Below are 19,642 nucleotides of genomic sequence, written 5' to 3'. Positions count from 1 at the left end.
CCCATTCCTTTCATTATAAAAGATATGCTCATTATAAAAGCTGAATCTTGACAACCATTGTCATATTTTATTAAATAAGTTCATCCATTGATAAAAAAGGTGGTCATATGAGAGGAGATCGACTGATATCTATTCTTTTAATGCTTCAGGCGCAGGGACAAATGACGGCGAAAGAATTAGCGGAAAGGCTGGAAGTCTCGGAGCGGACGATTTACAGAGATATGGAAGCGTTAAGCGGAGCTGGAATTCCCGTTGTGGCCGAGCGCGGGATTAACGGAGGCTGGTCATTGCTTGATGATTACCAAACCACTTTAACCGGTTTAAAAGAATCTGAAATACGCGCATTATTTGTCCCGCTTTCTGAACAATTGCTGGACGATCTCGGATTAACCCGCATATCCGAAGAAGCCCGAAATAAACTGATAGCCTCGCTGCCTTCGGTATATCGTCAAAACGCAAAAGACGTGTGGAACCGAATATATGTTGATACCCGTGCATGGCGCCATAAGAAAGAAAAAGCAGCATCCTTTGAAGTGCTGAAAGATGCCATATGGAAAGATCAAAAATTAAAAATCGTTTATCAGCGGGCAGATGGACAAACAGCTGATCGAATTGTAGCACCGCTTGGACTGGTAGCTAAAGGGTCAAACTGGTATCTGATTGCATCTAAAGAAAATGGGGAGATTCGAAATTACAGGGCTTCACGGATTCATTCTGCCACTCCTGTCCGCGAAACATTTGAAAGGCCCGAAAACTTTGATATTGCTCACGTATGGCAGTCTTCAACAAAGGAATTTATCGAAAGGCTGCCGACGTATGAAGTGCGGGTGAAGGCGGCGCAGGACATCTTGCCGAGGCTGTCGTTTACCAATTATTTTGTGCGGATCATCGAAACAAATGAGGTCGATCAGGAGGGGTGGATCCCCGTTACATTATCTTTTGATACGGAAGAAGAAGCGAAAAGGTATATACTCGGGTTCGCAGAGCACATAAGGATTATTGAACCTAAAGAACTGCACGGGAAGATACTCAACATGGCTGAATCCATTGTTGCTCATTATAAATCCTGAAGTATTCGCGGCATATGTTACGTCCATACAAAATGAACCCTGCAGGCCGCAAACGGCAAGCAGGGTCTTCGGGTTAATGAACATTGAAATATCTGGCTTCCGGATGGGAGACAACGATCGCTGATACGGAAGCTTCGGGCTCCATCATAAAGCCATCTGTTAAATGAACGCCGATTCCTTCAGGCTGGATGAGTCTGAAGAGTTTTTCCTGATCTTCGAGATTCGGACAGGCCGGATATCCGAAGGAGTAGCGCTGTCCCTGGTATTTCGCCTGAAAACGCTGTTCCATCGTGAAGTCTGGTGCATCAGGGAAGCCCCAGCGGTCGCGGATAACTTGGTGCGTCCGTTCGGCGAGTCCTTCGGCCAGCTCAAGAGCAAGCGCTTGTACCGCATGACTTTTCAAGTAGTCGCCTTCCTCCTTAAAGCGGTTTGCGGCTGCTCTTACATGTCTGCCCGCTGTCACGGCAAAGAACGAGACATAATCGAGCTCTCCTTTCGGTCGGACATAATCGGAAATACAGCGGTACGGAAGCTTTTCCTGCCTAGGAAAAACAAACGTTTCAAGGATGCTGTCTTTGTTCCCGGGGTCTAAAATATGGAGCGAATCCCCGTCGCTGTACGCGGGGAAAAATTGATAGACGACGGCGGGGTCGAACCAGCCGTGCTCTTTCCCGTCTCTCAGCAACTCGTCAATCAGCTCTTTCAGCTCCAGTGCTTTCGGATGCTGTTCAGCCAGGAGCTTTTTGACTTTTCCTTTCAAGCCGAGGTGATGGCCGAGCAGCATTTGTTCATTGACATACGGCACGATATAGGAAAGGTCGATGTTTTTCAAATAGTGCCGCTTCAAGTCTTCCGGCTGAAAGACCGGCGCCTGCGGAACGTGCGCCCGTTTTTCAAGCATTTCAATCACGGCTTTCGTCTGCTTTTTCTCCGCGACGGCGGCGGGTGCAGCGGCTTCTTTTTTCTCGAGAAACTGCGACGGGTCCGTCCGCAGCTGATTGGCGAGCGATAAGCCGTCCATGGCGTCCTTCGCGTATAAAACCGGCCCTTTATATTCAGGCGAAATTTTCATGTTCGTGAACTTTCTTGAAAGCGCGGCTCCGCCGACCATAATCGGGATGGAAATATCCGCTTTGTCGAGGTCCTGCGCTGTAACGACCATTTGCTGCGCCGATTTGACGAGCAGGCCGGACAGACCGATGATATCGGGATTCTCTTTGCGGACCGCTTCAATTAATTCCTGCGGTGTCACTTTAATCCCAAGATCGACAACCTTGTAGCCGTTGTTGCTTAAAATGATGTCGACTAAGTTTTTGCCGATATCATGGACATCGCCTTTAACGGTTGCCAAAACGATCTTTCCTTTGCCGCTGTCGTCTTTCTTTTCCATATACTGTTCGAGAAAGGAAACGGCAGCTTTCATGACTTCTGCCGACTGCAGCACTTCAGCGACAATCAGCTCATTGTTGTTAAACAGCCGTCCGACCTCCGCCATGCCGTCCATAAGCGGACCGTTGATCACGTCGAGCGGGGCGGCAAATTTTTTCAACGCTTGTTCGAGATCGGGAATCAAGCCTTCTTTTGTACCCTCGATGACGTACTCAGCCAAGCGCTCTTCCAGGGAAAGAGATGTTTTCGGCTGTTTGTCCGTTTTTTTCTTTCCGCGGTAGAAGTCAGTGAAGGATGCGAGCGTTTTGTCATCAGTGTGAAACAGAAGTTTTTCAGCCATTTCGACTTCTTCTTTAGGAATGGAAGCGAACCGCTCAAGCTTTTCCGTATTGACGATCGCGTAATCAAGCCCGGCCTGTGTTGCGTGGTACAAGAATACAGCATTTAAGATTTCCCGGCCGACGGGCGGAAGACCGAATGAGACGTTGCTGACGCCGAGAATCGTTAAACATTCAGGGAGCCGCTCTTTGATGAGGCGGATGCCTTCGATCGTTTCTTTAGCTGAGCCGATGTATTGTTCATCACCTGTTCCGACAGGGAAGACGAGCGGATCGAAGATGATATCGCTGGCCGGTATTCCGTACTTTTCGGTGAGCAGCTGATGCGACCTGACGGCGACGGCCAGCTTCTTTTCCGCGGTGACCGCCATTCCCTCTTCATCGATCGTACCGACGACGAGTGCCCCTCCGAACTGTTTGACGAGCGGGAGGATGTCAGCGAACCGTTCTTCGCCGTCTTCAAGGTTGATCGAATTGATGATCGCTTTTCCCTGTGAGTATTTCAGCGCCTTTTCAATCACCGTTTTGTCCGTCGAGTCGATGACAAACGGGGCTTTTACTTTTTTCATCGCTTCTGTTAAGAAGCCTTCCATATCTTCCGCTTCATCGCGGTCCGGGTCTGCAAGGCAGATGTCGATGACATGGGCGCCGTTTTTCACTTGGGCTCTCGCGATTTCGGATGCTTCCTCAAATTTCTGTTCAGCGATCAGCCGCTTGAATTTTCTCGATCCGATGACATTTGTCCGCTCCCCGACAAAAAGGGGACGCATCGTTTCTTCATAAATTAGTCCGTCGATCCCTGAGACGGTGTGCGGCTTTTTTTCCGAAGGGACCGTCCGCGGCGGCAGCGAGGCTACTTCATCGGCCAGCGCTTCAATATGGGCGGGCGTCGTTCCGCAGCAGCCGCCGACAATGTTCAGCCAGCCTTCTTCTGCAAACGCCTTGATTTTTTTCGCGAGCGATTGCGGTGATTCATGGTATTGTCCCTCCTCATCGGGGAGGCCGGCATTCGGATAGCAGCTGACGGCCGTCCTCGCAAGGGAAGAAAGGGTTCTGATGTGATCTGTCATAAATTCCGGGCCCGTCGCGCAATTTAAACCGACGCTGACCGGCTTCATATGCTCGAGTGAGATATAGAACGATTCGATATCCTGGCCGGCCAGTGTCGTGCCCATCGGTTCGATCGTGCCTGATACCATGAGGGGAAGGGTTTTGTCGGTTTTTTCGAAGGCTTGCCTGATGCCGATAAAGCCCGCTTTAACGTTCAGCATATCCTGGCTCGTTTCGAGCAGCAAGAGGTCGGCTCCCCCTGTGATCAGCGCTCTTGCCTGTTCCTCGTAATTATCGATCAGCTCGTCAAAGGTCGTGCCGCCGGTGACGGAAAGGGTTTTTGTCGTCGGACCCATCGCGCCGGCGACAAACCTTGGCCATTCAGGTGTGGAAAACTTTTCGGCGGCCGCTTTGGCGAGTTTGACTGAAGCGAGGTTGACTTCATAGGCGCGCTGCCCGAGGTCGTACTCGTCCAGAACGAGCCGTGTGGCTCCGAATGTATTGGTTTCGATGATATCGGCTTTAGCGGCCAGATAGGCTTCGTGGATGCCCTGAATGATATGAGGTGCCGTGATGCTTAGAAATTCATTGCACCCTTCATAGGCCTCGCCGCCGAAGTCAGCGGCGGACAAACCGGCATTCTGGATCATCGTTCCCATCGCACCGTCAAGGACGAGGATTTTTTTCTTCAGCTGGTCATTGATGTTAGACATTTGTTTTCTCCTTTTCTTTCTGGTGGATATATGCCGTCAGTTCGGCGGTTAAATCAGACCGCAAAAACGGTGTGATCAGATAAATGCCGTTGAACAGGTCGCACGCCGCATCAAGCAGGGAGCGGGCGATCGCGAGCCCTTCCTCGGCCTGTTTTTGTTTGTCATTTCCCGCCAGCGCCATCTTTTCGCGGATTGAATCGGACAGTTTGATGCCGGGGATTTCGTTGTGGATGAATTCCGCGTTGCGGCTGCTGGTCAGCGGCATGACGCCGATATAGATCGGTGTTTCAAGATGCTTTGTTTCTTCGTGGATTTTGATGAGCTGCTCCTCTGAATAGACAGGCTGGGAAATGAAATAGTCTGCGCCGCAGGCGATTTTTTTCTCAAGCCGTTTCACCGCTTTGTCAATGTGTCTGACATTCGGATTGAAGGCGGCCGCCACTGAGAAATTTGTTTTCTTGCCGAGCGGTTTACCTGAATATGACAAGCCTTCGTTAAACTGTTTGATCAGGCTGATCAAATCGAACGATGTCAGATCATAGACGGAAGTCGCTCCCGGAAAGTCGCCGATTTTCGACGGATCGCCGGTAATCGCCAGCACGTCTGACAGCCCCAGTGTATCGAGCCCCATTAGATGGGACTGCAGGCCGATCAGGTTGCGGTCTCTGCATGTAATATGGATCAGCGACCTCATATCGAGGCGCTGTTTTAAGAGCGCGCCGCAGGCGACATTGCTGATCCTCGGTGTGGCAAGCGAGTTGTCCGCCAATGTCAGTGCATCGATTCCGGCTGATTTAAGCTCTTTAGCGGCGTGCAAAAATTTCTCAAAGTTTAATTGTTTTGGAGGATCGAGTTCGACGATAATGGACCGTTTTTGCTTGGCCAGATCGTCGAGAACGGGCTCTGTCCTTTCGTTTTGAACAGCAAGCGCCGCTTTCTTTCTGATTTTCACGTGCTTTTCGGTGACTGGAGGAAGCCCTTTGACTGCCTCAGCCATCGCCCTGATGTGGTTCGGCGTGGTTCCGCAGCAGCCGCCGATGATCCGTGCGCCTTGATTGCGGAATTCCTCCGCGCTTTCCCTGAAATATTCATCATCTGTCTCATAAACAAGCCTGCCTTCGACAAGGGACGGGAGGCTGCTGTTGGGATAGACGGAAAGATAGGCGTCTTCTAAAAGCGGGACTTCTTCAAGCGCTCTGATCATATGATAAGGGCCGAGGCGGCAGTTGATGCCAACGACTTCTGCGCCGAGGGATGCCAGCTGCTTCAGACCGTCCGCAAGCGGGGTTCCGTCCTGAAGAACGCCCTCTTCGTGCATTGAGACATTCAAAATGATCGGCAGCTCTGTTTCCTTTCTGGCAATCTTTAAAACTTCGCGCGCTTCTTCTAAATCATAATAGGTTTCGAGCAGAAGTCCGTCCGGCTGCTCATTTAACAGAAGATAGAGCTGTTCGCGGAAGCTTCTTTTAATGTCCTCGAGAGAATACGAGTTTTTGTTGAACGTCCGGATTCCGCCGAGCGTACCGAGAACATAAGCAGAACCGGCGGCGGAGCGGGCGAGACGGACCGCTTTTTCGTTGATTTGTTTTGTTTCGTCTTCGAGCCCGTATCTGGACAGCTTGATGAAGTTTGCGCCGTACGTGTTCGTTTGAATGATATCGGCGCCGGCCTGTACATACGCTTCGTGGACGCGTCTCACTTCTTCGGGCTTGGAGATGTTCAGTTCCTCAAAACACCTGTCGATCCCGTAGGAATACAGAAGTGTGCCCATTGCGCCGTCCGCGATTAACGTTTTGCTTTTTATATCCTCCAAAAAACCCATCGTTTTCCCCCTTAAGCATTTTTGATAAACAAAAAAGTCTTCTGTGAAGCAGAAGACTTTTCATCGACATTGTCCGTCTTCTTATCTTCCAAGCAGACTGCTTGCTGGATTTAGCACCTTGGTCATGAATATTCATTCACCGGTTGCTGAGGCTTCATCGGGCCAGTCCCTCTGCCTCTCTTGATAAGAACAGCTATTTAGTTTCTATTGATTACTTTTACTCAATTTACCGAAAATCGGGAGAATAATCAACAGTAAATTAAGAATTTATCGAAAATTTATAAATTGGACATCAATCGGCAGGTCGGCTTCCCTCACCATCGCGATGATTTGCTGAAGGTCGTCTTTATTTTTTCCGGTTACGCGGACTTGATCATCCTGCACTTGCGATTTAACTTTCAGACCCGATTTTTTTATCAGGTTATTGATTTTTTTCGCGTTTTCTTTGTCGATGCCCTGAACTAGTTTTCCGCGCTGTCTGACCGTGCCGCCTGAAGCGTTCTCAAGCTTTGAGTATTCGATGTTTTTCGTCGGGACGTTCCGCTTGATCAGTTTGCCGACAAGCACGTCTTTCAGCTGGTTCATTTTAAATTCGTCGTCCGATACGAGAACGAGCTCGTCTCCTTCGAGTGTGATGCTGCTTTTTGACCCTTTGAAATCATAGCGTGTGCCGATTTCTTTGAGAGCGGTCTGAATTGCGTTTTGAACTTCAGGCAGTTCAACCTTTGAGACGATATCAAATGAGCTTTCTTTCGCCATGTGAAAACCTCCATCCATTTTACTTATGAGTCAATTATAGTAGAATAAGGTGAAACTTCCAATATCGAGCGGTTTGCCTGGCCGCGATCCGGCAATAATTTTAACATTGGAGGAATAATAAGAAAAAGAAAAACAGGCGGATAAGAAAGGAAGAAACAGTATGAAACCAGGACAGCAGCTAACATTGAAAATAGATCATAAAGCCGATTACGGTTACTTTTTGACGGACGGCGAAACGGCGGTCCTTCTGCATCAGAGCGAGATCACGGAGGATATTGAAGACAGAGAAGAGGTCGATGTCTTTTTATATGTCGATCATGAAGATCGCTTAGCGGCTACGATGAGAAAGCCGATGATCAGCGCTGAACAGTACGGCTGGGTGGAAGTCGTTGATGCCGTCAGCGGCATGGGGGTTTTCGTCGATGTCGGGCTCTCGAAGGACGCCCTCGTTGCGACAGAGCATCTCCCGCCGTATGAATCAGTATGGCCGCAAAAAGGGGACAGGCTGTACTGTATGCTGAAAATCACGGGGCACGGAAGGATGTTTGCCAAACCGGCGCCGGAGGATAAGATCAGCGAGCTGTTTAGTGAAGCTTCACCCGGTCTGATGAATAAAGAGCTCACCGGAACGATCTACCGCTTGATCGCATCAGGCTCTTTTATGATTTCCGAAACCGGCATCAGAGGCTTTATCCATTCTTCTGAGCGAAAGGAAGAGCCGAGGCTTGGGGAAAAGCTGACCGCAAGGGTGATCAAAGTAAAAGAAGACGGTTCTGTTAATCTGTCGCTTCTGCCAAGAAAGCAGGATGCCTTGTCGGTTGATGCAGAACAAATTTTGACTTATATGAGAACGAGAAACGGCGCGATGCCGTTCTGGGATAAAAGCGACCCTGAGGATATCAAAGAGCGCTTCAACATGAGCAAAGCAGCATTTAAAAGGGCGCTCGGCTATCTGATGAAACAGGATAAAATCTATCAGGAAGAGGGCTGGACATACGAGAAAAAATAAATATGAGGCGGCGTCCGATGAGGACGCCGCCGGTTTTTTACAAGTGATCAGGCTTCTTTGATTCCTGGTGTTTACCGGCTTGTCTGTTCTTTTCAGCGAGCCGGTTTTTCTGCTGGTTGACGGCGTTGTTGTCAACTGGCTTTTTATCATCATCTTTCATGAGGAAGCACCTCCTGTCAAAATGTCGCTTTTAGCTTGCACACTGCCGGCGAAACTATGTACTCTCCCAACCGCGATGTTTTTTGCCGGGAAGTTTATGCCTCCTTGTACCGCCAGCATACACATATCATAAGACCCAAAAAAAGGAGACTTGGTATGAAACATTGCTGCTCAGTTTACATTCAAAGTGTTTCGGCAGGAGGAGTCGTCAATTTTGGCGGTGCGTTCAAAATTTGTCCGATCACAATGGAAAAAGTGGTCGAGGGGTCTGGAGGTCCTGATGTCGCGACAGCGGCTGCCGGTTTTCTTGATGGAGCGCTTACACCGGCCGCCGCTGAAGGAACAGTCACCGAAGACAGCTGACGAAGAAGGCCTGCTTTTATCAAGCAGGCCTCAGCGTGTCGACAAACCCTCGCATTCGTTGTCAGGCCTGCGCGTCGGTGCTCACGAATTGCAACATTCGCTCCGCTCCGATGCTCGGCCTTCCTAAACTGCAAGGGTTTTCAATCACGCTGATAGGATGACAAAATCCCAAAACTAAGAGCCGTTTTGGGATTTTGTCAACAATCTAAGGCCTGCTTTTATCAAGCAGGCCTCTGTTTTACCTTATCTTTTGTCTTTCCCCGGAAAAAAGACCGCCAATGTTCCGGGGCCGGAATGGGCGCCGACCGCTGAACCGACCATGTTGACGACGATTTCCCCCGGCTGAAATTCGGCTTCGATCATCCGTTTGACCTCTTCGGCCGTCTCTTCGTCATCTCCGTGGCTGATGCCGACCGTCTGTCCGCTCAAATCGACGCTTCTTTCTTTCATCAATTCGATCATCCGTTTGAGCAGCTTCTTTTTGCCCCGGATTTTTTCCAAGGGGACAAGCTTGCCGTCTTCAACATGCAGGAGCGGTTTAATATTCAGCAAACCGCCGACAAAAGCCGATGCTTTGCTGATTCTTCCGCCTCTTGCCAAATAAGTCAGGTCATCTACGGTAAAAATATGTTCAAGATGTTCGCAAAAGTCCTTTACAGACGATTCAATTTCTTGTATTGTATTGCCGTTAGTTGCGAGTTTAAGGGCGTGCTTAACCGCGAGCCCATAGCCTAATGAAGCGCATTTTGAGTCGATGATCCGCAGATCGAAATCAGGGAACTCTTCCTTGACTTCGTTTGCTGCCATCACAGCCGTCTGGTATGTTCCGGAAAGCTCTGAAGAAAAGGCGATATAGAGAGCGGGTTTGTTTTCGCCGGCCAGCTCGCTGAATGCATTCTTGAACCGCATCATGGACGGCTGGGACGTTTTCGGCGCTTTGCCTTCGCGCATCGCTTCATAAACGTCCAGAGGCTGAATCGTCAGAAGGTCATCGTACTCTTTTTCATCAAGCAGCACCTTTAACGGAATAAATGAGATGTGATGTTCATCATAAAAAGATTTCGGCAAATCTGCCGCACTGTCTGCTAAAAGGTGAACGTTCATTTGAACCCCTTCTTTCTAAAAAATGGTGGAAAAGGACGCCAAACTGTCCTTCGGTATATTTCGTTTTTTAGGTCAACTATATCATATATTTTTACATTGACGTTTTCAAAATATTGTTTTAAGGGTAAACCAAATATATACGAAAGTAGCGGAGGAACTAAATATGGTCATAGCTGAAGCAAAAAAATTGTTCATTGTCATCATCGGCGCCTTGTTAAATGCCATCGGATTGAATCTGTTTCTGATTCCCGCCGATGTTTACGCCAGCGGCTTTACGGGGGTGGCGCAGCTTTTATCGAGTGCGCTTGACCAGTACAGCCCGATTTACTTTTCAACGGGGACGCTATTGTTTATTTTAAACATTCCCGTCGGGATTCTGGGCTGGCTGAAGGTCGGGCGCTCATTTACGGTTTACAGCATTTTGAGCGTAGCCTTGACGACGGTCTTTTTAGGAATGCTCCCTGAGGCGAGCCTGTCAAACGATATTTTGCTGAACGCCGTGTTCGGCGGGGTGATCGCCGCGGTCGGAATCGGCCTGACCCTTAAATACGGGGCTTCAACGGGCGGTTTGGATATTATCGCGATGATCCTGGCGAAGTGGAAAGACAAACCGGTCGGCACCTATTTCTTTATTTTAAACGGTGCGATCATTTTAACAGCAGGATTATTGAACGGGTGGGAGAAAGCATTATATACGCTCGTTACACTATATGTGACAACCAGGGTGATCGATGCCATCCACACCCGTCACGCCAAGCTCACCGTTATGATTGTCACAAAGAAAGCGGAGGAGATCAAAGAAGCGATTTACGGAAAGATGGTCCGCGGCATTACAACCGTTCCGGCGAAAGGCGCCTTTACGAATGAACAGAAAGAAATGATGATCATTGTGATTACAAGATACGAATTATACGACTTGGAAAAAATCATTAATGAAGTGGATCCAAATGCTTTCACAAACGTCGTGCAGACAACGCAGGTTTTAGGGTTTTTCCGCAAAGATTAATGAAAGGGTGAATGAATGCGGCTGATTTCCATGATTGTAATGTTGCTGTTTGTCGGTGGATGCGGGCAAAACGGGGATCAAGTCCCCGATAAGGAGGTATCAGGGGAAGTGAATAACGGGAGTGTAACATTAACGGTTGAACCCGTTCAGAAGCAGGGAGAAATCGAATTTCGGATGTCGGTTGTCAACCATACGGATGATGTGGCAGAGTTTGAATTCAGCAGCGGACAGAAATTTGAACTGATCGTCAGCGACAAAGAAGGGAATGAAAGGTACCGCTATTCGAAAGGAAAAATGTTTACGCAGGCGTTCCAGACGATGACGCTCAAACCGAAAGAGTCTTACGATTTTACTGATGTATGGAAAGAGGTGCCTGAACCCGGCACATATGAAGTAAACGTGACATTTTTGGGAAGATCGGAACAGTTTGCAACTTTGAGGGCCGGCAAATCGTTTGAAGTGAAATAGCCGTCAAAAAAGGCATCCCGGGAAGGATGCCTTTTTGTATGCTGTCAGGCAGAAGGGAAGGCGGCTGCCTGAACACCGCCCTGTGACCGTTAATATTGATCCCCATTGAAAATAGAATTTTTAACGATAACGTAGTCTACGTTGCGGATCGCATCGAGCTTGTTTCCTCCCGCGTAAGAAATGGATGACTGCAGATCCTGTTCCATTTCTGTCAGCGTATCCATGATCGCGCCTTTATGCTCCACGTACATTTTTTTGCCTTCGACATTTTTCTTTTCACCTTTTTGGTACTCAGAAGCCGAACCGAAATATTCTTTGTAAAGCTTGCCGTCTTTTTCGATCGTTGCCCCCGGCGATTCTTCGTGTCCGGCAAACAGCGAACCGATCATGACCATTGTCGCTCCGAATCTGACCGATTTGGCGATGTCCCCGTGAGTGCGGATGCCGCCGTCTGCAATGATCGGCTTGCTCGCCGCTTTTGCACACCAGCGCAGCGCAGCCAGCTGCCAGCCGCCCGTTCCAAAACCGGTTTTAATTTTTGTAATGCAGACTTTTCCGGGACCGATGCCGACTTTTGTAGCGTCGGCGCCGGCGTTTTCAAGTTCTCTCACAGCTTCGGGCGTTCCGACATTTCCTGCGATCACGAAGCTGTCCGGAAGATGTTTTTTAATGTGCTGAATCATATTGATGACGGCGTTCGAGTGACCGTGAGCGATATCGATCGTGATGTAATCAGGCGTGAGATTCTCTTTCACCAGCTCTTCGATAAACGCGTATTCGTCATCTTTGACTCCGACGCTGATTGAAGAAAACAAACCGCGCGCCTTCATGTCTTTTACAAAATCGATCCGTGTTTCCGGCTCAAAGCGGTGCATCACATAAAAGTAACCGTTTTCCGCTAATGAAACAGCCAGCTTTTCATCTATAATGGTCTGCATATTGGCGGGCACCACAGGCAGTTTAAATGTTCTTCCGCCGAACTGCACGGACGGATCACATTCAGAGCGGCTCTTGACGATGCACTTTGCAGGAATTAGTTGAATATCTTCATAATCAAACACGTTTTCCAATATAAAAACCCCCAAAAACGAATATTTATTTGTTTGTTATATAAAATGTTCGCCTTTTATAATGTACTTCCTTTTGCTTCCGATGTCAAATTTTTATGTTTTGAAATTTGAACATAAAAAAGGAGCCGTGCCGATGGCACAGACTCCTCTCCGGCTGTCAAAAAGCCGGCGTGTTGTTATGATCGTTGATCTAGCTGCTCCTGAAGATCGTGAAGCTGGCGCCGTTCGGCATCAGTTGAATTGGCGTATGCCGAGGAAAGGGCGTTTTTGGCTCTTGCAACGGCTTTCGCCTTTTCGCCTGAATCCGTCGAAGCTTCAGCTTCATGAACGGCTGCTTTGGCCATTTGAAACAGTTCGTTTCTCATGTTACAGCCCTCCGCATTCCGTCGGGCCGCTCTTTTGTTCAGCCTCTTCTAATGTGGAGCGGTAAGGGAACCTGGCGGCATGCTGTTTAAGCGAATCCTTGCCTTGCTGAATAAACCGTTTTGATTTGCTGCGTTTACCCATCTTGAAATTCCCCCTTAACACGAGTGACGGTCCGGTGCGGCCGTCTTCTCATAGTATTGCCGTTTTGAAAAGCCGTTTATGAATGGCAAATTATAATATTATAAAGCGAAGTAGTCCTTCAAAAAGACTGCGATTCCGTCTTCTTCGTTTGATTTTGTAACCTTGTTTGCAACGCTTTTTACCCCTTCGATGCCGTTGCCCATCGCCACGCCGCAGCCCGCGAACTCAAGCATTTCAAGGTCGTTGTCTTCATCGCCGAAGGCAATGACCCGCTCAGGCGGTATCCCGTAATAGTCCGTGATTTTCTCTAAGCCGACCGCTTTATTGATGCCGCTTTTAATCAGTTCGATCACATGCCACGGAGCCGCCCATCTTCGATGATCGACCATCTCCGCGTGAACGTCTGACAGGTAGGAGCGGATCGCCGGAACATCCTCTTCTTTTGCGTGGATCAGTACGCTTGTCACATCCTGGCCGAGGTTTGTCCTTAAATCTCCGACCGTAATATTCGGGCTGCCCATCGTAAAGACATCAATCAGTTTTTCGTCATGATAATGAAAATAAACATCATCGACAATTTCAGCAAGGATATTATGTACGTTGTATGTCTCGCTGACTTCAATGATCTGTTTGACCACCTCGAGATCAAGAGATGTATGGAAGCGTCCCCAGCTTTGATCTTTAGGATGATGGACAAACGCCCCGTTGAAATTGACGATCGGCGTATCGAGCTGGAGCTGATCATAATACACGGAGCTTGCTCGGAACGGTCTTCCCGTAGAAATGCACACGTAATGTCCATCTTCCCGCAGCTTGCGGATGACGTCGCTGGAGCTTTCCGAGATGGTCTTGTCGTCTTTTAATAATGTACCGTCTAAGTCCAATGCAATTAAATATGGTTTTGTCTCCATAAATGCTCCTTTGTTGTGAATTTGAAAGTTCTGACTTACCTATAGTGTATCTTTTTACCTTCTTTATTGTCTACATGTTAAACTTATGATGATGGACATCCTAAAAGGAGGAAGAAACAGTCGTGATCATAATCGAGAAGCAATATATTTCAAACATTCCTCTTTTGCATATTGTAAAAGAGGAGAAAAAAGAGAAAGCTCTTCCTCTTGTTTTCTTCATACATGGTTTTACAAGCGCAAAAGAGCATAACCTTCACTTCGCATATCTGCTTGCCGAAAAAGGAATGCGCGTGGTCCTGCCTGAGGCTCTTTATCACGGGGAGAGGGAAGAACAGCTCACTCAGGAAGAGCTCGCCCCGAGGTTTTGGGAGATCGTCACGAATGAAATCAAAGAGCTCGAAGTGCTGAAAAACCACTTTGAACAGGAAAACCTGATTGAAAAGGGCCGTATCGGCGCCGCCGGAACTTCGATGGGCGGTATTGTCACGCTCGGCGCTTTGACCCAATACGAATGGATTACAACTGCCGTCAGTTTAATGGGCAGTCCCGCCTATGTAGAATTTTTTGATCAACAGCTCGCTTTTATGCGTGAAAAGAAAATTGAACTTCCTTTCACAGAAGGACAAATCGAACAGCAGCGCGATAAACTGAAGCGTTTTGACTTGAGTCTGCAGCCGGACAAATTGAAGATGAGGCCGCTTTTATTTTGGCACGGCAAACAGGATGGCACCGTTCCGTTTGCTTTGGCGCGCCGCTTCTATGAATCGACGATTCCGCTGTATGAAACTCGGCCTGATTTGCTGCATTTTATCGAAGATGAGCGGGCCGGGCATAAAGTATCAAGGGAAGGCCTTTTGAAAACAGTCGAATGGTTTGATGCGCACCTTTAAGTGCTATCGGTTTAGAAAATGAAAGAAGTGCGTTATACTGATGAAAAAAGGAGTGAGGAAGAGTGGATGAAGCATTAAAAGAGAACATCATGGGCGCCCTTGAACAGGTCGTTGACCCTGAACTGGGCGTCGATATCGTCAATCTCGGCCTTGTATATGACGTGGATATGGATGAAAACGGCAAAACTGACGTGACTATGACTTTGACTTCAATGGGCTGTCCGCTGGCGCCGATCATTGTGGATGAAGTCAAAAAAGCGCTCGCAGATATTCCCGAAGTCAAGGAAGTTGACGTTCATATCGTCTGGAATCCGCCTTGGACACGGGACAAAATGTCGCGATATGCGAAAATCGCACTTGGCATCCAATAAACGTTTCCAGAGCCTGCTCAACCGTTGACAGGCTCTTTCTGTTTTGAAAAGGGAGCCGCCGTAATAGATAACACGGGCGTATCCAGGCAGATCGCTACTCCCGTTATAAAAAGAACGCTTGTACAAGCGTTCTTTTTTTATTGCAAAAACGCCAGCCGGCACATTCTCCGGTTTGAAAAGCGGAGAATCCGGGAAGATGGGAACGGAGCACGACCAAGCCGCTGAAAAAGGACCGCCGGCGGGAGGAAAGAACCAATATGAAAGATGAACAAAAAATATTAAATATACAATTGAATTAATTTTTATTCATGTTATAATGTTAAATAATTTCACAAAGACCAAGAAGGTGAACTTGTTTTGAAAATAGGTATTATAGGTGCTACTGGCTATGGAGGGGCAGAGATTATGAGGATTATGAAGTTGCACCCTTATGCAGATGAATGCATATTGTATTCATCGAGTGATGAGGGAGCCCGCTATGATGCCGCATACCCGCACCTTATGAAACTGACAGATCAACACCTGCAACCGATCGAAGTAAAGAAAATTGCGAACGAAATCGATTTTTTATTTATGGCTGCGCCTCCGGGGGTATCCAGCCGGCTGACGCCACAGTTTGATGCATATGACATACCGATCATTGACCTGTCCGGCGATCTCAGGCTGCAGAACCCGAGCGTCTATGAAAAGTGGTATAAAAGGGAAGCCGCGCCTGAACACGTGCTTCAAAAAGCGGTATACGGACTGTCTGAGCTGAATCGGGAAGACATTAAAACGGCGCAGTACATAGCCAATCCAGGTTGTTTCCCGACAGCGGTTCTTCTCGGCTTGGCGCCGCTCGTCAAAAGCGGCAGCATCAACGAATCTTTTGTCATCATCGATGCGAAAACAGGGGTATCGGGAGCAGGCAGAAAGGCGTCGATGGGCACTCACTTTTCAGAGATCAATGACAATTTCAAAATATATAAGGTAAACGAACACCAGCATACGCCTGAAATCGAGCAGATTGTTAAACAATGGGACTCCGCATTTAAACCGATCACATTCAGCACGCATTTAGTTCCGATGACAAGGGGCATTATGGCGACCATCTACACAGAACTGAAAGACAGCATGGATGCCGAACAGCTCCAACTTATTTTTTCGAAATTTTATAAAGATTCATACTTTGTCAGAGTGAGAGAACCCGGTTCATTCCCTGCAACTAAAGAGGTGTACGGCAGCAATTTTTGCGATATCGGCGTTACCGTTGATGAACGGACGAACAGAGTGACAATTGTGTCAGTGATCGATAACTTGATGAAGGGAGCCGCGGGTCAGGCTGTTCAAAACTTCAACATTATGAACGGCTGGAGCGAAACCGCCGGGCTTGAAATTACGCCAATTTATCCATAAGACGGGAGAGAACAAACTTATGATTCAGGTGAGTCAAGACAGCATAAAAAAAACAGACGGAAATGTCGCTTCGCCTAAAGGCTATTTGGCAAAAGGGGTTCACTGCGGCCTCCGCTATTCAAAAAAGGATCTTGGAATTATCATCAGCTCAAGACCGGCGGTGAGCGCCGCCGTTTATACGCAAAGCCACTTTCAGGCTGCGCCGATCAAGGTGACGCAGGAAAGTCTCAAAAAAAGCGCGCATCTGCAAGCCGTCATCGTCAACAGCGCAAATGCCAACGCATGTACGGGAGAGCAGGGCTTAAAAGATGCATATGAGATGCGCCGCCAAAGCGCTGATATGCTTGGGATCGAGCCGGAACTGGTGGCCGTGTCCTCAACCGGCGTCATCGGCGAATACCTCAATATGGAGAGCATTACAAAAGGCATCAGCCTTCTCGCCGAGACTGAGCCTGCCGAAGGCGATTTCGAAGAAGCGATCTTAACGACAGACACGGTGATCAAACAAACGTGCTATGAACTGACGATCGGCGGTCAAAGAGTGACGATTGGCGGAGCAGCCAAAGGGTCGGGGATGATCCACCCGAATATGGCGACGATGCTCGGCTTTGTCACAACAGATGCATGCATCGAAGAAAGCGCGCTGCAAAGGGCATTAAGGGAAATTACGGACGTTTCATTCAACCAGATCACAGTCGACGGCGACACATCGACTAACGATATGGTGCTCGTCATGGCGAACGGATGCGCCGGAAATGAGCGCCTCCATGAAGAACACGAAGATTGGCCGGTTTTCAAAAAAGGCCTGCAGCTTGCCTGCACAGACCTCGCCAAACAAATCGCGAGAGACGGGGAAGGGGCGACAAAGCTGATCGAGGTTGAAGTGAACGGTGCGAAAAGCAATCTTGAAGCGCAAATCATCGCCAAAAAAATCGTCGGCTCAAACCTTGTAAAAACCGCGGTTTACGGAACGGATGCGAACTGGGGCAGAATCATTGTCGCGATCGGAGACAGCATGGCTGCTGTGACACCGGAGAAGGTAGAAATCTACCTGGGCGGCCAATGCCTTTTTAAAAATAACGAACCGCAGCCGTTTTCAGAAGAGCTGGCCAAAACATATTTAGAAAACAGCGAAGTGAAAATCGAGGTTCGCTTGCAGGAAGGTGACGGAAAGGGTACGGCTTGGGGCTGCGATTTAACTTATGAATACGTCAAAATCAATGCGAGCTATCGGACGTAAAAAGGGGATCACAATGGATAAAACAATCGTTTTTAAATGCGGCGGAAGCGTCATCCGCGAACTATCGGACGAATTTTTTCAAAATCTGAAAGAGCTGACCGAAAGCGGCTGGAAAATCGCACTCGTCCACGGGGGCGGGCCCGATATTACAAAGATGCTGAAGAAACTCAATATTCGAAGCGAATTCGTCAACGGACAGCGTAAGACGACAAAAGCGGTTCTTGAAGTCGCTGAAATGGTCTTATCCGGTTCGATCAACAAATTTTTCGTTGCCGAGCTGACAAAGCACGGCCTTCCGGCTGTCGGAGTATCAGGAAAAGACGGGGGACTGCTCCTTGCCGACTATTTAAATGAAAAAGAATACGGTCAGGTCGGGCGCATTAAAAAAGTAAACGGCCGAATGGCCGAAGCGCTCATGGAAAAAGGCTTTATTCCGGTTATCGCCCCCCTCTCGATGACGGATGGCTGTGAGACTTTGAATGTGAACGCCGATTTGGCGGCGTCGGCTGTTGCGGCAGCCTTGCACGCTGACAAATTAATGTTTGTGACAGACGTTAAAGGGATTATGAAAAACGAAGAAATGCTGAAAGAGCTGACGCCGGCAGACATCGAAAGCCTGATTGCTGAAGGCGTGATCTCGGGAGGCATGATACCAAAAGTGCATTCTGCAAAAGAAGCCCTCACAGATGAAGTGGATGAAGTGATGATCGTGAGCGGAAAAGGATCTTTCCTCACGAAAGACGATTTCATCGGCACGAAAATCATTAAACAAAAGGAGGCCGTATCGTGAGTCATTTATTTCAGACGTACAGCCGCTGGAATATCAATATTAAAAAAGCGAAAGGCACGATCGTTCAGGATGAGAAGGGGAACGCTTATCTTGATTTCGTCCAGGGAATCGCGGTCTGCAATCTCGGGCATTGCCCCGATTCAGTGACAGCTGCTGTCAAAAAACAGCTTGATGATGTCTGGCATGTTTCCAATCTGTTTCAAAATGAGCTTCAAGAAAAGGTTGCACAGCTTCTTGCCAAAAACAGTGCAGGCGATCTCGTCTTCTTTTGCAACAGCGGGGCAGAAGCGAATGAAGGGGCGGTGAAGCTCGCACGAAAACATACGCAAAAAACAAAAATCATAACGTTTCAGCAATCGTTCCACGGACGCACGTATGCGGGAATGGCCGCAACCGGACAGGAAAAGATCAAGCTCGGATTCGGACCGATGCTTGAAGGATTCCACTACTTACCTTACAACGAGCCGAAAGCATTTGCCGAATTGCAGGATGAAAAAGATATCGCGGCAGTGATGCTCGAGCCGATTCAAGGCGAAGGCGGCGTCATCCCTGCGAGCAGGGAATTTCTGCAGAGCGTTCAAGATTTTTGCCGCGATAAGCAGGCTCTCCTTATCGTCGACGAAGTTCAAACCGGAATTGGACGCACCGGTAAAGCTTTCGGATATGAATACGAAGGGCTGTCACCTGATATCATCACCGTCGCGAAAGGACTGGGCAGCGGTTTTCCGGTCGGAGCCGTGATCGGGAAAAAAGAGCTTTCAGAAGCGTTCTATCCGGGTTCCCACGGCTCGACATTCGGAGGGAACATGCTGGCGATGGCTGCGGCAAACGCCACGTTGGAGACCATTTTTGAAAGCAGCTTTCTTGAAGAAGTGAGCGCCAAAGGAGCATTTTTGCATCAACAGCTGAAAGAAAAGCTTCAATTTCCGCTTGTAAAAGATATCCGCGGGAAAGGGCTGATCGCCGGAATCGAGTGCAAGGAACCTGTACAGCCGCTGATCGAAGCGCTTCAAAAGGAAGGTTTGCTCGTTCTTCCCGCGGGTCCGAACGTCATCAGACTTCTGCCGCCATTGACGGTTGCGAAAAGTGAAATCAAAGCGGCCGTGGAAAAACTGAAAGCTGTCATGGCAGATCATTCAGCTGTAAAACAGTAATTTTTTTTCGATATGTAAGTATAAAAATTCATGAATATCATTATTTATTCATCAAAGGTGGGCT

At 48.3% G+C, this 19,642-nt stretch carries 19 protein-coding genes, 1 pseudogene and 1 riboswitch; of the genes and pseudogenes, 11 read left to right on the top strand and 9 right to left on the bottom strand.

Annotation, left to right across the window (positions count from 1 at the left end; translation table 11 throughout):
* Positions 1-107: 107 nt before the first annotated feature.
* Positions 108-1,070, top strand: coding sequence for a helix-turn-helix transcriptional regulator (locus M1E03_RS15425; RefSeq protein WP_020450905.1), 963 nt, complete (start codon positions 108-110; stop codon positions 1,068-1,070).
* A gap of 73 nt (positions 1,071-1,143) precedes the next feature.
* Here M1E03_RS15425 and metH read toward each other — a convergent pair whose 3' ends face one another.
* From metH to M1E03_RS15410, 3 genes are all read right to left on the bottom strand, one after another.
* A complete protein-coding gene (gene metH / locus M1E03_RS15420) occupies positions 1,144-4,560 on the bottom strand; it encodes a methionine synthase (protein WP_020450906.1) in 3,417 nt (1,138 codons plus the stop codon).
* Positions 4,553-6,382: a bifunctional homocysteine S-methyltransferase/methylenetetrahydrofolate reductase gene (locus M1E03_RS15415; protein ID WP_458110498.1), complete on the bottom strand. Its 1,830-nt coding sequence runs from the start codon at positions 6,380-6,382 to the stop codon at positions 4,553-4,555. Before M1E03_RS15415 ends, metH begins: the two co-directional genes overlap by 8 nt.
* A gap of 78 nt (positions 6,383-6,460) precedes the next feature.
* A riboswitch (SAM riboswitch) is annotated at positions 6,461-6,572 on the bottom strand.
* Positions 6,573-6,649: 77 nt separating this feature from the next.
* Complete coding sequence (locus M1E03_RS15410) at positions 6,650-7,141, bottom strand: YajQ family cyclic di-GMP-binding protein (protein ID WP_003180528.1); 492 nt, start codon at positions 7,139-7,141, stop codon at positions 6,650-6,652.
* Positions 7,142-7,281: 140 nt separating this feature from the next.
* Between M1E03_RS15410 and M1E03_RS15405 the strand changes: the two are divergent.
* Positions 7,282-8,150, top strand: a pseudogene (locus M1E03_RS15405) (CvfB family protein).
* Positions 8,151-8,187: 37 nt separating this feature from the next.
* Here the strand turns inward: M1E03_RS15405 and M1E03_RS15400 are convergent.
* Positions 8,188-8,310, bottom strand: a complete 123-nt coding sequence (locus M1E03_RS15400; RefSeq protein ID WP_023856637.1) for a DUF3941 domain-containing protein — start codon at positions 8,308-8,310, stop codon at positions 8,188-8,190.
* A gap of 155 nt (positions 8,311-8,465) precedes the next feature.
* Here M1E03_RS15400 and M1E03_RS15395 point away from each other — a divergent pair, with 155 nt between their 5' ends.
* Positions 8,466-8,672 (top strand): spore germination protein, encoded by a 207-nt coding sequence (locus M1E03_RS15395; protein ID WP_020450910.1) that lies wholly within the window; start codon positions 8,466-8,468, stop codon positions 8,670-8,672.
* A 243-nt stretch (positions 8,673-8,915) separates the two neighbouring features.
* Here M1E03_RS15395 and M1E03_RS15390 read toward each other — a convergent pair whose 3' ends face one another.
* Positions 8,916-9,776, bottom strand: coding sequence for a DegV family protein (locus tag M1E03_RS15390; protein ID WP_039072668.1), 861 nt, complete (start codon positions 9,774-9,776; stop codon positions 8,916-8,918).
* A gap of 163 nt (positions 9,777-9,939) precedes the next feature.
* On the opposite strand from M1E03_RS15390, the gene M1E03_RS15385 reads away from it, so the two are divergent.
* Together M1E03_RS15385 and M1E03_RS15380 are read left to right on the top strand one after the other, a co-directional pair.
* Complete coding sequence (locus M1E03_RS15385) at positions 9,940-10,782, top strand: YitT family protein (RefSeq protein WP_020450912.1); 843 nt, start codon at positions 9,940-9,942, stop codon at positions 10,780-10,782.
* A gap of 15 nt (positions 10,783-10,797) precedes the next feature.
* Positions 10,798-11,250, top strand: a complete 453-nt coding sequence (locus tag M1E03_RS15380) for a BsuPI-related putative proteinase inhibitor (protein WP_020450913.1) — start codon at positions 10,798-10,800, stop codon at positions 11,248-11,250.
* Between the two features lie 89 nt (positions 11,251-11,339).
* Here M1E03_RS15380 and guaC read toward each other — a convergent pair whose 3' ends face one another.
* The 4 genes from guaC to M1E03_RS15360 form a co-directional block, all read right to left on the bottom strand.
* Positions 11,340-12,320, bottom strand: coding sequence for a GMP reductase (gene guaC / locus M1E03_RS15375; protein WP_020450914.1), 981 nt, complete (start codon positions 12,318-12,320; stop codon positions 11,340-11,342).
* A gap of 176 nt (positions 12,321-12,496) precedes the next feature.
* Positions 12,497-12,685 (bottom strand): DUF3813 domain-containing protein, encoded by a 189-nt coding sequence (locus M1E03_RS15370; RefSeq protein WP_020450915.1) that lies wholly within the window; start codon positions 12,683-12,685, stop codon positions 12,497-12,499.
* 1 nt (position 12,686) lies between these two features.
* Positions 12,687-12,827: a hypothetical protein gene (locus tag M1E03_RS15365; protein ID WP_003180548.1), complete on the bottom strand. Its 141-nt coding sequence runs from the start codon at positions 12,825-12,827 to the stop codon at positions 12,687-12,689.
* 98 nt (positions 12,828-12,925) lie between these two features.
* Positions 12,926-13,738 (bottom strand): Cof-type HAD-IIB family hydrolase, encoded by an 813-nt coding sequence (locus M1E03_RS15360; RefSeq protein WP_020450916.1) that lies wholly within the window; start codon positions 13,736-13,738, stop codon positions 12,926-12,928.
* Positions 13,739-13,860: 122 nt separating this feature from the next.
* Between M1E03_RS15360 and M1E03_RS15355 the strand changes: the two genes are divergently transcribed.
* The 6 genes from M1E03_RS15355 to M1E03_RS15330 all read left to right on the top strand — a co-directional run bounded on the left by M1E03_RS15355 (position 13,861) and on the right by M1E03_RS15330 (position 19,578).
* Complete coding sequence (locus tag M1E03_RS15355; protein ID WP_020450917.1) at positions 13,861-14,628, top strand: prolyl oligopeptidase family serine peptidase; 768 nt, start codon at positions 13,861-13,863, stop codon at positions 14,626-14,628.
* Positions 14,629-14,690: 62 nt separating this feature from the next.
* Positions 14,691-14,999 carry a metal-sulfur cluster assembly factor gene (locus M1E03_RS15350; RefSeq protein ID WP_003180552.1) on the top strand — a complete coding sequence of 103 codons (309 nt, stop codon included), beginning with the start codon at positions 14,691-14,693 and terminating at the stop codon, positions 14,997-14,999.
* 357 nt (positions 15,000-15,356) lie between these two features.
* Positions 15,357-16,394, top strand: a complete 1,038-nt coding sequence (argC, locus tag M1E03_RS15345) for an N-acetyl-gamma-glutamyl-phosphate reductase (RefSeq protein WP_039072670.1) — start codon at positions 15,357-15,359, stop codon at positions 16,392-16,394.
* 19 nt (positions 16,395-16,413) lie between these two features.
* A complete protein-coding gene (argJ, locus tag M1E03_RS15340; protein WP_050820921.1) occupies positions 16,414-17,634 on the top strand; it encodes a bifunctional ornithine acetyltransferase/N-acetylglutamate synthase in 1,221 nt (406 codons plus the stop codon).
* A 13-nt stretch (positions 17,635-17,647) separates the two neighbouring features.
* Positions 17,648-18,424, top strand: a complete 777-nt coding sequence (gene argB / locus M1E03_RS15335) for an acetylglutamate kinase (RefSeq protein ID WP_020450920.1) — start codon at positions 17,648-17,650, stop codon at positions 18,422-18,424.
* The gene (locus M1E03_RS15330) at positions 18,421-19,578 is read left to right on the top strand and encodes an acetylornithine transaminase (RefSeq protein WP_143261161.1); all 1,158 of its coding nucleotides are present in this window, start codon (positions 18,421-18,423) and stop codon (positions 19,576-19,578) included. The genes argB and M1E03_RS15330 overlap by 4 nt, the downstream gene beginning before the upstream one ends.
* Positions 19,579-19,642 lie beyond the last annotated feature (64 nt).

The sequence above is a fragment of the Bacillus sp. PK6-013 genome, from assembly GCF_054161445.1.
The sequence above is the reverse complement of the archived record's forward strand: the minus strand, read 5'-3'. Positions and strand labels throughout refer to the sequence as shown.